Below are 14960 nucleotides of genomic sequence, written 5' to 3'. Positions count from 1 at the left end.
GCTCTTTACTCCAACTGGGTGGATCGAAAAGAAATTGTATTACTAACAAATAGTATCGAGCGACAAAATAACCTACGATTCGACATTTTAACACTCTTGTCGAATTATGTAAAAAGGAATATATTCTATTAATGAGCATTTTATAATTTTTGGAAAAAGGAGAATATCAATAGAAATACTTATTATTTATAGCGGGAAATGTTCATATTTACAAAGTTGTAAAAAATTATTATGTGATTCGTACCTTTAAAAAGGGTTAATTAACTGAAATTTATTCTTAATAACGAATGAATAGACATTTATTTATCGAGCTCTAATTTAAAAGTGGAGGATGAAAAATGAAATTTCAAAAATATCTAGCATTAACATTGCTTGTTTGCTTACTCTCAACAATTTTTTCTGATATGAAGTCATATGCAGAAGAAAAGAACATGACTTTGAGTGAAGCAGATTTGGAAAGTAATACTATTGTAGAATCATCAGAATCATCTGTTAGTACTGAAGAAGCCCAAGCCATTGATTCACTATTATCTGTTATTGAATCAACTTATGGTTTGGAAAAACAAAAGTATATAGTTAGATTAAAACCCGCTGTTCTTGAAAGTAAAAACTTTGCTACTTCAGCAAGAGAGATAAATCAGGAAAACTTGGTAGTTGATACTAGTGAAGGTTTAGTAGCTGGTAATAATGAAGGATTAGTTATTGAACAGTTAGATATAATTAATTCCGTTGTTATGGAATTATCAACATCCCAAGTCGAAGATTTAATGCAACAAGAGTCAGTAGAATTCATAGAACCGGATCAGGAGATTAGTATAGCTAATGAAACGCAAGAATTGGTTAATAACCAGGTTATTGAGTCAAGCTCTCAACTTGTACCATGGGGAATCTATTCAACAGGTGCCTATGCTGTAAACGCTCTGGATTCAAAAGGCGAGCGAATCGGGGTTGCTGTTTTTGATACAGGTATCTCCAATCATGCTGAGTTATCTATTAAAGATGGTGTTTCATTTGTAACCTCAAACGAAAGTTATATTGATGACAATGGGCATGGCACCCAAATTGCGGGTACGATTGCCGCAGCGGATGATTTAAAAGGAATTGTAGGAAGTACCAGCAATGTTGATTTATATGCAGTTAAAGTAATAGATGCAAGAGGTCAAGGAAACATCAGCTCCGTCATTCAAGGTATTGAATGGGCAATTAACAATGAGGTCGATATTATAAATCTAAGTTTCGTTAGTTCTAACGACAGTGAATTATTACATGAAGCCGTTCAGATCGCTAAAGAAAATGGTATTTTGGTTATTGCTGCTGCAGGAAATTCTGGTGAAGGTATTAATACCATTAAATTTCCTGCTAAATATCCAGAAGTTATCGCAGTCGGAGCAATTGATCAAGCACATAGAAAATCTATTTTTTCCAGCACTGGACCGGAATTGGATATCGTCGCTCCCGGTACGAATATATTAACTACAAATAAACACGGTGGCTATAGTGTAACATCAGGTACATCAATAGCAGCAGCTCATGTTACAGGTGCTGCGGCTTTATTATGGTCTAAAGATCGGACTAAAGGTCCAGATGAAATTGCAACATTACTAACAGGCACTTCAACTAATCTTGGAGATGTTAATGAATATGGACTTGGATTAGTCAATATTGCTAAAGCTATTGGGATAACTGCAAATGCAATACTCCCTTTAACAAACGAGTCTATTATTAACGAAGAAAACATTTGGATTCCTTCAGAAGATGGCGAATTAAATATAGCATCCTACGATCAGACAGGAGATGGGCAAGTTATTACAGCAGGTGAAACTGCTGCAGTATCTGTTAAGTTGAATGGAGATCAAAATGGGGAGAATATTCATGAGAAAATTATAATCGAGGTTTACCCAAGAAACGAACCGGAAAATATAATTTCTACTAAAGAAATTGAATTTCCTAACTTAAATGAAGTGATAGAATATTTATGGACAACCTCAGTAGAAACGGTACCCGGAACATATAACATCAAGTTTCGATATCCGGCGCGTCCTACTGGTGTCGATGATGATATATTTATCATTTATGTAGAGGGTATGGATCATCCTTCTCCTTCAGACCTTATCACAGTTCCATCAGGTAACAGTATAAAGCTAAGTTGGACACCACCAAAAGAAGCAGTTTCATATTCATTGTTATTGAATGGAGTTTTCATTAGTAATTCAGCTAACGCATCGTATACCTTCAATAATTTAGAACCATTAACGCAGTATAAGTTAGCTGTTGCAGCACATTATCAAGATGGAATCATCAGTTCATATTCTGAAATTACATCAAGTACAATTATTCAGGAATTAATTGTTTTTACCCCAATTGATGTTAAACAACAGAAACCAAGTCAATTATTTATATTTCATCCGGCTGCAACTGGTGTCTATCGATTTAATACATCTGCAAATGGTCAAACGGGTGAAGGTAGTGATACTCAATTAACTATTTATTCAGATAGTGCGCTTACTAAACAAATTAATAGTAATGATGAATTTGAAGGGTCATCCTATTCTCAAATTAAACAGAGTTTGACTGGTGGTGAAACCTATTACATTAAACTTTCTGCATTCGGTGAGGAAACATTGCAAGCACGTATAGTTGCTGATGTCATAAGCTCTACCATCCCTTATATTCAAGAGAATCAATCTATAGATATTGATGAGCAAAACAACAATAGCACAGTCTATATATTTGTTCCTACTCAGAGTGGGAAGTTTAATATAAACACGAATTTTTATTCTGGTAATCCTGTCAGTAGAGAAAATGACACACAAATATCAATATTCACAGATGTTAATTTAATTACCCTGTTGCCCGATGGTTATAATGATGATACGTTCGACTCGGTGTTTTCAGAAGTAGGAGTGACATTAACACAAGCGGTTCCATATTTTATCAAAGTAAGTGGTTTTGATAATAGTAAAGTATATGCTCGGTTATTAGTGACAAAGAAAGAACAAATACCTGTACTAATTGATAATAGAGTCCCTATTAATATTTCAAAATCAATTGGAGAATACGAGATTTTAAAGTTCATACCCGAATTATCTGGGACCTATAGATTATTTACATCAGCTTCTCCTGAGGGTTTGGATGTACGGCAGGACACCCAAGTGACATTATATTCAGATAGCTCATTGAATAACAGATTAGCGACTAATGATGACGCAGAAGGTAGTAATCCATATGGCGCCTTATATTCAAAGCTGGATTATAGTCTAACTGCTGGAATAACTTATTATATATCGGTTAAGAACCTGGCACAGTCAGAAGATCTAAAAGTGAGATTCACAATTGAAGATAGTTTACATTCGTCTAAACAAGCAGCACAACAGATTGAATGGAACAATTTAATTGAAATAGATGGAACAAATAGGAACTTAAGTATTACATCCTTATATGATGTTGATTATTTTGTTTTAAATCTCACTGAAGATGAACAAGTAAATATCAATATCGGAAAAGCAACTGGCTTAATTGAAAATAGCAATGGGCGTATATATGGTTATTTTAGTGAGAAAGGAGAGTCAGTATTTGAACTGACTGCAGGAACCTATTATTTAAAAATAAAGAATGACATTTTAGGGAAAACAAGATTATTGGAGTATTCATTATTTAATCAGTTTGAATATTATCTGGGTGTATATATTAATGAGATGGATTATAACCCTGAAGAAGCAACAGCTGTACCAAGTTTAGCACGTGCTTCTTCGAATACTACATCAAAATCATTTGATGCCACGCCTACAAGTAAAGGTGTAAAATTTAATTATAAAAATAAAATTGATACTAATGAATTACTAGTTGATATTTATCCCCGCGATGCTTATTACATGAAAGCTCATAGCAAAAAGTATACTAGTCAAAAGAAGAATAATAGTTTGTCAATCGAATGGAAGGGGGATGTTACCTCAAACAGAGATGTATTTGCAAATAGACACTACTTCCCAGGCTATACTTATGATGGGGGATATATATATTGGGCCAAAAATGGACAATACAGGATTGAAGTAACTCCAAAAGATAACAAAAATCATCGAAGAGTATATTATGTTAACGTTTCTAATGATGCATTAAATGAATACAATTGGGTACCTGTACCCCCAAAAAAGGATTCTGATGGTACTAAGGTAACTAGGGATAATAAACAGTCATGTGAAGCATGTAAAAATTATTACTATAGATATGTATTACCAATTGATTCTCCTGCGCCTGAAACAGGTTATGTAACATGGTCAAGAGAAATATATGGTAAAAATGGCATAGAGAAGTTCTGGGCGAAAACTGAAAAATTAATTTATGATGAAAAAAAATCAGTAATTGATAATATTCAAGGTACAATTGAACTTATAGGGTTTATCCCTGTTTTAGGTGCTCCAGCAGATGGAGTGAATGCAGTAGTATATTTAATTAGAGGTGATAATGTCCAGGCTGCAATATCTGCAGTATCATTGATACCGATAGTTGAAGTTGCTGCATATAGCGGAAAGAAAATTGCTGGTTTAAAAAAGTATGATGCTACTTATGCTAAAGCACCATGTAATTGTTTTGCTGAGGGCACCGTAGTGGTAACCGATAAAGGAAATAAAAAAATAGAAGATATTAAAATCGGAGATTTAGTTTTAGCTAAAGATGAAAAAACAGGCATGAAAATGCATAAACCAGTCGAATATCTTTTTGAAAAAGAAACCAACGAACTTTATATTATTACAGCTGGTGGTAAGGAAATTGCTACAACATATAATCACCCTTTCTGGATTAAGGATAAGGGTTGGGTAGATGCAGAAAATCTTGATATAGGTGACCAATTAATATCAAGCGATAATTCTCTTATTTTAATAGATGCGATTGAAATAAAAATGCAAGAAACAAAAGTGTACAATTTAACAGTAAAGGATTATCATACTTTTTTTGCGACAGAACTAGAGGTGTATACCCATAATCTGGTTTGTAATATTAACTCTTACAGTGGAACTCTTCCAACAACTAAGACTACTACCGGTGGTAAGCAAGATAGTACTATCTTAGCAAACGAACTAGAAAAACATAATATAAAAAAACCCCCACTAGAAAGTGGAATTACTGGTTGGGCAGCACATCATATAGTACCAGCTTCAGAAAATAGATTTTATTCTGCTAAAGAAGCAAGAAGAATAATGGAAGCTGCAGGGATTTATAAAAATTCGGTTGCAAACGGAGTATGGTTGCCAATCAAAAAAGGTGATAAAACGACAGAATTCATAGATGAAAACACACAGGTAATGTGGAAAGCAGCTGCACATAATGGTAGCCATGCAAAAAGGTATTATGATTATGTTCTAGAAATGATTGAAGATTATGAAGGAGATCAAGCAGCGATTCTTTTTCAAATGCATAAAATTCGTGAAAAGCTTCTAGATGGGACACTAACTCTAGGAAGATTATAGAATTGGAGATGAACATATTGAAGATATGGGAATTGTTATCGTCCGATAAAAGTATCGTTATTATGACGACTAATCATGAAGAAGACCGAATGAAAATAAAATTTAATGGAGAAAAAAGTGTTGATTGGCAACCTATTAAATTCAAAACGACTATAAAAAGGAAAATTATTGATTTTCCTAATTTCACTAAATCGGTACCTGTTTTATCAAAATCTTCACTAAGTATTTTGAAAACGTACATAGATCCCTATGTAGAGTTATTACCTATTGAACATGAGTACGAATTGTTTCTCGTGAATGTAACAAATGTAATTGACTGTGTTGATTATGTGAGATCAAACTATGATGTGATGCCTTCAGGGAGATTTGGGGGATTTAATTCATTATATTTCCATGAACATTGTTTACAAGATGAGTGGATTTTTAAAATACCTGAGAAAGTAAACACTAGCGTTTACGTAACAGATAAATTTCGTGATTTAGTTATTCAATCTAAGTTACAAGGTTTTGATTTTTTAGAGGTGTGGGATTCTGACTTTACAGAAGAAATCGAAAAGAATAAATTACTGATTTATGAACAAAAGCTCATTGAAATAGAAAAAAGTAGCGATACTAAATTTAACTGGCATGAGGCAATGGAAAGAGTGCAAACTGGAAAAGCGGTTGCAAGTGGGAAATGGATTTTACAGCATAATAAAACAGGTACTATGATGTTGGGTCAGTTAGGTAACGACTTATCATATTTTTGGATGAATCCAGTTTATTTACCACCAATATTGTTTGATTTGAAATATCATGAAGTAGAATCATATGATATTTAGAGGGATTCGTAGTTTTTATTAGCTATTAGGAATTGTTATTGGATTATTTTGAAGCTTCGTAATTAAAAATTCAGGTGAAGGCTGTAGCCCCAACGACGTAAGGTTACATCCTTCATTTGAAATTTGAACGTATGGTGTTAGAGTATTCTCTATTTTTTCATTACTTCAATGGCAGCGAATGTGCGGTCGCAGCTTATGAATTGATAATCGTTTTATATCTTTTTGTGATGTATTACGTCCTATATCAACGAAACAGTTTAGTACATTGGCATTATATAGACATTGTGAATTCGAAATGCATTCCCCGGATAATGGAAAATACATATAGATAGAATTAAGAACTCCTCAACATATTATTTGTGTCCCCCCAGCTAATAAATGTAGTTTCAATTACTTTCTGTAATAGCAGATGTATAAGTATTCTAGATAGAATAAAAATCATTTATTGATAAATTGATCAAGATACTATTCTCGTTGGTTTCGTTACTATTTACCTTGCCAATTGGAGAATGTGATACAACAAATCGGAGGTTGTACTGTTGAAGAAGAGTATAGTTTTAATATTGGCATTATTAATGTTAGTGATGCCGGCATCGCAAGTTCTAGCGGTTTCGGATTTCGAACCGCCAATTACTACAATTAATTTGAACGGAAATTTAGGTTCAAACGGAATCTATTATGGTGATTTGCAGGTTGAATTGTCTGCACAGGACTACGTTTCAGGTGTGTCAAAGACGCAATATAGCTTAAATGGTGGACAAACCTGGAGCAATTATACAATTCCGATAACTTTTACTGAAAGCAAAGTATATTCGCTCTCCTACCGCTCTATTGATAATAATAATAACGTGGAAAGTACAAAACTAAAAAAATTCACACTAAAGCCTGATTTATCTTCACCTGCTACATCTATTCAAGTTCAAGGGAATATGGGCCAAAATTCATTTTATATAGGAGCCGTAAACATTATACTTACAGCTGTTGATAATCAATCAGGGGTAGATTATACGGAATATAGCGTTGATGGAGGAGAAACTTGGAATAGGTATATTGCTCCTGTTTTAATTGAGGATCCCCAAAAAAATGTGATTTCCTATCGTTCAATTGATAAGGCAGGAAATACTGAAAAGATCAAAAAAACAAAAATTAATTTAGATTCAATTCCTCCATCTAGTCCTCATATTTTGTTTGATCCAAGTGATTGGACGAATACTAGTGTAAATGTATCATTAATTCATGGAATTGATGAAGAAAGTGGTATAAGGAAGACACAATACCGTCTTAGTGAGACGGATGTATGGACGAATTATGAAAGTTCGTTTACTGTAAATAATCCAGAACAAGTAGTGTATGCAAGGTCTATAGACTTTGCAGGTAATTCAAGCGAAATAACCATGGATACAGTAGCAATAGATAAAACGCCTCCAACATCTCCAGAAATTAAATTAAGTTATGATGATTGGTCAGATGAAGAAATTGTGTTTAATGTTACTGGGGGTATGGATGAGGAAAGTAAGATACGACGATTAGAATTTAAAATAGGTGAACAGGGTACTTGGCAAGAATACATGGGAGTCGAAGTAATTGAAGATGAAGGGCAATACGATATTTATGCACGAGCGATAGATTGGGCTGGAAATATTGGTGGGGAAGCAGAATCCGTAGTTAAGATTGATAAAAGTCCACCCACAAAACCAACTATTACATTAAACCATACATCATGGACTAATGAGGATGTGATCGTTCAAATAGTCGATGGCATAGATACATTAAGTGGTGTAATGGGGAATGAATATAAAATTGGAGAAGATGGAGTTTGGACGGAGTATTTGGGCGATCTAACTTTCTCTGAGGTAGGGACTTCAACCATATATGCAAGGTCTGTTGATAATGTGGGAATTATTAGTGAAGAAGCAAGTGCTGTTATTAAAATTGATAGAACTCCGCCTTCACCACCTAAAATCCAAACTAAACGAGGAAATTTACCCTGGAATAAAATAAATGATTTTGTATGGACTCATGATAGTGCAGAGGTACTTATAACAAAAGGAACAGATGACTCAAGCGACGTGATTACGCAGTACCGAATTGGGGAGTCTGGAGAATGGATTACATACTTGAAGGAATTTACCTTAAAGTTTAGTGCGGGAGCGGATATATATGCTAGATCAGTTGATAGTGCAGGCAATGCAAGTAATTTAGATGTCAATAAAATAGGAGTATTATATTTACGCGGAACTACATGTTGCGGGTTCTCAGTTGAAGGTCGAGATGGAAGTAGCATACAAATAGTCTCTGGTCACATTAGTCATCGGTTTGTGAAGTTCAATAGTTATTATTGGAGCGGAGAGAATACAATATTAACGTATACTGTTAGATATGTTGATACTAATTCACTCATTCAATACGAAGGCATGGTAGATACAGCTGATGAGAGATTACAATTAAAATCAGATACTCAGCCTCCCTCGGCACCTAGTGATTTAAAATTAACACTTAAAACCAATACAAGTATTTCTTTTTCTTGGTTACCATCAACTGATGATGTTTCATTAAGTGGTTACAATATATACAAAAGTGGGAAGTTAATTGGATCAACTAATTCAACCACATATTCCGTAACTGGTCTTTCCATGAATACACTTTATAATTTTACAGTTAAGTCTAAAGATACATCTGAAAATTTATCGTTACCAAGTAACTCGCTAAGTGTAAAAACAAATGAGGATTTTGAGTCACCTAGTGCTCCTCATTCACTAGCAGTAGTGAAAAAAGCAAACGGTACATATGAATTGACATGGAAGGCATCCTTAGACAATGTTGCTGTTGTTCAGTATGAAATTTATTCAGGTGCAAATGTAATTGGAGCATCTACTAAAACTAGCTATACATTAACTAGTCTTATTCCAAATACTGAATATAATGTCTATATAAAAGCAAAAGATGCTGATGATAATGTATCAATTGCTAGTGATTCTTTAATATTTACCACTGGTACGGATCTGAATCCTCCTAATGCTCCTGGGAATTTGAAAGTTGACTCATGGTCACGTACCTCCGTCTCCTTAATATGGACCAACTCTACAATGGATGAAGAGATAGTGGGTTATAACATTTACCAAAATGGGAACTTAATAGACTCAACCAATGCTACAGAGTATTTAGTTGAGGGGCTAAATCCAAAGAATGCCTATAAATATACAGTTAAATCAACGGATGCAGCAGGTAATGAATCGGTAGAGTCTAATGCAGTGACACATAGTTATTTTAGAAATATAACTACCCTATCTAGTTCTTATGAAACTACGGCTTATGTTAAGCCAGATGGAACAGTTTGGATGTGGGGAGAAAATGGTAGTGGTTTATCTGCAGATGGAACAAAAACAATTAAAACAACGGCCATACAAATTCCGGGCTTGAGTGATGTTGTTTCAATTGCTGTTGGTAGGAGGCATATCATTGCTTTAAAAGTTGATGGAACAATATGGACATGGGGAGATAACAGCTATGGTCAATTGGGTAGGGAGCAAACAATTGATAAAATTGTTCCTGAGAGGATAGACGGGCTTGCGAACATTGTTGGAATTTCCGGCTATGATAATAGTAGTTATGCTTTAAAAGAAGATGGAACAATATGGGCATGGGGTTCGAATAGTTACGGACAATTGGGGATTGGGAATTATGGTCACCAGTTTTCTCCAGTACAAATCACTGCACTAAATGGCGTCACCGAAATAAGTGCAGGAAACGATTTTGCAATTGCGCTCAGAGATGATATGACGGTTTGGTCATGGGGGAGTAATTACGATGGAAGACTTGGTGACGGAACAACCACTAATCGATCTTTGCCAGTACAAACAAGTCTGAATGATGTAGTTAGTATATCGGCTGGTGGGAATCATAGTGCATATATAAAAGTAGATGGATCGTTATGGTCAGTAGGTAATAACGGATTTGTTAGTAATCAAACCGCTGCTCAAGTCAGTGGTATAGAAAATGTTGTTTTAGTAAGAGTAAATTATGGGAAAACTTACGCGCTAACAAGTGATGGGGAATTTTGGGCATGGGGACTCAATAACTATGGTGATATAGGAGACGGGTCACTTAATGCAAGCAACGTTCCTAAGATCATCCCTTCCCTGTTTAATTCAAAGGATGTAGCAACTGGAACTGCACATGGAGCAGCATTTAAAACAGACGGAACGGTTTGGGCTTGGGGGAAAAATTACAATGGGCAATTAGGTGATGGGACGCTCATTCAACGATTAACTCCGGTCCAAATGAAGGAGAATACAGCGCCTATTATATCACTTTCTTATCCGCTTGGGACAAAGGACAATCCAACAGAAACTACTATTGGAACCCCTAAAATTACATGGAGTCAAGTGGATTCGGCCGTGAATACGATTTTTAAAGAGTACCAGGTGCAGGTATTAAATCTTAGTGGTGAAATTATTGCTGACTCTAATATAGTCTCTATGGATAGTTCTTCAGAGAGTGGAAGCTGGATACCAAATGTAGGGCTTCCATCAAATGAACTTTTACAAGTTCGCGTAAGAGTAAAAGATGAAACACTTTGGTCCGAGTGGTCTGAAGTCAAGTGGTTAGTTGCTTCATATACAATTCCTATAGTAAAAGCAGATTCAACGAGTAACAAAATTACATTGGGATGGGGAGCAATTGGTGGAGCAACCGAATATGAGGTTGAAGTGGATGGTGTAATAATAAGTAATGGATTGAGTACGACTTACGTACATCATAATTTATTACCTAATACTGGATATTTCTTTAGAGTACGATCGAAGAACAATGAAAATGTAAGTGCATGGAGTACATCCTTGTATAAAAAAACTGCTCCAATAAAAACGAATATATTAAATGTTATTCCCTCTAGTACATCTCTAGTAATAAACTGGTCGCAAGTATCAGGGGCAGTAAGCTATGATTTAGAAATAAATGAATCAATTGTTGAAGTGTCTTCTACGAATTACACAAAATATAATTTAATATCCAATACTAGTTATACTATACGTGTTAGGGCAAAGAATAACCTTGGAGAGCTTGGAGAATGGAGCACTCTGGTCGTAACTAAAACACAGTTATTTACACCGTCAATAACTGTTGTGTCCACAAAAGATTTAATTGAACTAAATTGGTCACCTATTGCAAATGCTATGGAGTATGAGGTTGAAGTGGACGGTGAAATCATAAGCACTGGAACGAATACAAAATATACTCATACAGATCTATTGCCAAGCACTCCTCACACATACAAAGTGCGTGCGAAAAGCGTAGATAATGTGAGTGCATGGAGCACAATATTTACAAAGTATACTGCGCCAACATCAATTGATGTAGTTAATGTTGTTTCTACAAGTACAACGATTTCAATCACATGGCCAGCAGTAACTGGTGCAACGGGTTACGAAGTTGAGGTTAATGGATATGTTTCAAAGACAACAACTAATAGTTACGGATTAGGCGGTCAAAAAGCTAATACGAGTTACACAATTCGTATACGAGCAAATAATACTTCCGAATACGGGGAGTGGAGTATCCCGTTGTTATCTAGAACTCAACTGGTGACCCCAGTAATTTCGGCGGTAGCCAAGAGTACTGAAATTACTTTGAACTGGGCAGCAGTCGAAGGTGCGACGGAGTATGAAGTGGAAGTTGATGGTACTGTACTTAGTAACGGATCAAATACAAATTTTGTCCATACAGACTTAATACCTAGCACATCTCACATATACAAAGTTCGTGCAAAGAGTACGAATAACTCAAGTGCATGGAGTACAACTACGACGAAATATACAACTCCTGCTACATCGGAATCAATTAATATAATACCGACAAGTACTTCATTGGCAATTAGCTGGGCAGCAATAAATGGTGCAACAGGGTATGACTTGGAGATAAATGGTGCGTTAACCTCGGTTACCACAACTAGTTATACAAAACCGAGTTTACCGGCCAATACAAACTATTCAATCCGTATGAGGGCCAAGAATGCAGGTGGAACTGGTGATTGGAGTGCTCTTGTGGTTACGAAGACACAGTTAGTTACTCCTGTAATAACTGCAACATCGACAGAAAATCAAATAACACTAAATTGGAATTCTATTGCTGGAGCTACAAATTATGAAGTACAGCTGGATGGAGTTATTGTTAGTAATGTCATGGATATAAAATATGTACACGAAAGCTTATCACCTAGTACATCGCATACATATAAGGTGCGTGCGATTAGTGCTGACAATATAAGCGCATGGAGTACAACAGTTACTAAATATACTACTCCTACAAAAACAGAACAAATTACCATATTACCGACGAGTACGACACTAGCAATTAACTGGCAGGCGGTGAGTGGTGCTACAGGCTACGAATTAGAGATTAATGGTGCTATAGTTTCTGTTTCTACGACCAGCTACACTAAGGTAAGCTTACTGGCGAATACAAATTATTCAATTCGTTTAAGAGCTAAGAACACAGGTGGAGTGGGAGAATGGAGTTCTATGGTGGTGTCAAAAACACTATTATCGACTCCAACAGTTACAACAGTGTCATTGGATAGCCAAATCACACTAACCTGGGGATCAATTTTAGGAGCAACTGGATATGAGCTAGAAGTGGACGGTACTATTATTAGTAACATATTGAACACGAATTATACTCATACTGGCCTATTACCGAGTACTTCCCACACTTACAAAGTGCGTTCAATTAGTACTGACAATGTAAGTGCGTGGAGTACAATAGTCACGAAATACACAACCCCTACAACAACAGGAACAGTGAGTGTAGTACCAACCAGTACATCACTTGTAGTCAACTGGCCAGCGGTAAATGGTGCAACGGGCTACGATGTAGAAATTAACGGAACAGCCGTCGCAAACAGTTCTACGAGCTACACAAAATCAAGCTTGCTAGCGAATACAAGTTATACGATACGTGTAAGGGCCAAGAACACGGGGGGAGTTGGAGAGTGGAGCGCTCCGGTAATGACGAAAACATTATTGTTGACTCCAACCATAACAGCAGTATCGACGAGCACTCAAGTTACGCTAAACTGGGGATCTATTGTAGGTGCATCACTGTATGAAGTAGAAGCAGATGGAATAATCGTTGCAAGTGACATCGTCAACACCACATACATGCACGAAAACCTTACGCCAAGCACTTCTCACACCTACAAAGTACGTGCAAAAAGTGTTGATAATTCTAGCGCATGGAGTACAATCGTCACGAAATACACAACACCTGCAACAATAGAAACAGTGAATGTAGCACCAACTAGTACATCACTAGTAGTCACTTGGCCAGCGGTAATTGGTGCAACAGGCTACGATGTAGAAATTAACGGAACAGCCGTCACAAACAGTTCTACGAGCTACACAAAATCAAGTTTACCAGCTAACACAAGTTATACTGTACGTGTAAGGGCCAAGAACACAGGGGGCGTTGGAGAGTGGAGTGCTCCGGTAATGAAGAAAACATTACTGTTGACTCCAACCGTAACAGCGGTATCGGCGAGCACTCAAGTTACGCTAAACTGGGGATCTATTGTAGGTGCATTACTGTATGAAGTAGAAGCAGATGGAATAATCGTTGCAAGTGACATCGCCAACACCACATACATGCACGAAAACCTTACGCCAAGTACTTCTCACACCTACAAAGTACGTGCAAAAAGTGTTGATAATTCTAGTGCATGGAGTACAATCGTTACGAAATACACAACCCCTGCAACAATAGAAACAGTGAATGTAGCACCAACTAGTGCATCACTAGTAGTCACTTGGCCAGCGGTAATTGGTGCAACAGGCTACGATGTAGAAATTAACGGAACAGCCGTCACAAACAGTTCTACGAGCTACACAAAATCAGGCTTATCAGCTAACACAAGTTATACTGTACGTGTAAGGGCCAAGAACACAGGGGGCGTTGGAGAATGGAGCGCCCCGGTAATGACGAAAACATTGCTGTTGACTCCAACCGCAACAGCGACATCGACGAATAACCAAATTACAGTGAACTGGGGATCTATTGTAGGTGCGACGGAATATGAGATAGAAGTAGATGGAATTGTTATTAATGTAGGTGCAAATACAACATATGTGCATACAGGACTAGCACCGAAGACGTCTCACATTTATAGAGTGCGCGCGTGGAATACTGGCAATTTGAGTGTATGGAGTTTTATAGTAAATAAAGCTACATTAGCATAAACTTCTTATTTAAATGTAATTACAGAGCCCTCGCACTTTCTGCGAGGGTATTTTCTTTTAGAGGATGTATAAAATCATCATAAAGATCAAGTCACCGAGTTATTACAAAAGGCAGTGATGCACAATGAGACATGGTTGAAAGAAACTTTTAATGACTAGAGCAGATTATTCAGTTGTGAAGATGATAGCCGTAGATAGGTATTCTGTTCCTATCTAAGTGAAGAAGACTTTGATACGATGCCATTTTCTAAACAAACAAACGATTTTTTACAAGAGTTTAAAATTTATATGCCTTAGAGATGTATGCTGGTATCTACACAAGGGTGGAACGTGAAATTACGGTATTAAGTAAGTTTATGAGAATGGCAGCAGGAAGCTTGAGCAAGGGGATTAGGAAGTTTTTCGTAATTGTAATATTAACCAATTGAATCACACTCTCAATA

General features: G+C 36.3%; 3 protein-coding genes. All 3 read left to right on the top strand.

The annotated features are described in order from the left end of the window. The first annotated feature begins 338 nt into the window (after positions 1 to 338). The 3 genes from AC1DLI_RS25340 to AC1DLI_RS25330 all read left to right on the top strand — a co-directional run bounded on the left by AC1DLI_RS25340 (position 339) and on the right by AC1DLI_RS25330 (position 14517). Entirely contained in the window at positions 339 to 5465 is a 5127-nt protein-coding gene (locus tag AC1DLI_RS25340) for a S8 family serine peptidase (RefSeq protein ID WP_477607244.1), read from the top strand. A 17-nt stretch (positions 5466 to 5482) separates the two neighbouring features. Next, positions 5483 to 6286 (top strand): imm11 family protein, encoded by an 804-nt coding sequence (locus tag AC1DLI_RS25335; protein ID WP_477607243.1) that lies wholly within the window; start codon positions 5483 to 5485, stop codon positions 6284 to 6286. Between the two features lie 539 nt (positions 6287 to 6825). Further along, positions 6826 to 14517 carry a fibronectin type III domain-containing protein gene (locus AC1DLI_RS25330; protein WP_477607242.1) on the top strand — a complete coding sequence of 2564 codons (7692 nt, stop codon included), beginning with the start codon at positions 6826 to 6828 and terminating at the stop codon, positions 14515 to 14517. Positions 14518 to 14960: the final 443 nt, after the last annotated feature.

Source organism: Paenibacillus sp. 01T443 (assembly GCF_056398325.1).
Note: the sequence above shows the minus strand (reverse complement) of the source record. Positions and strands in the feature narration are given on the sequence as shown.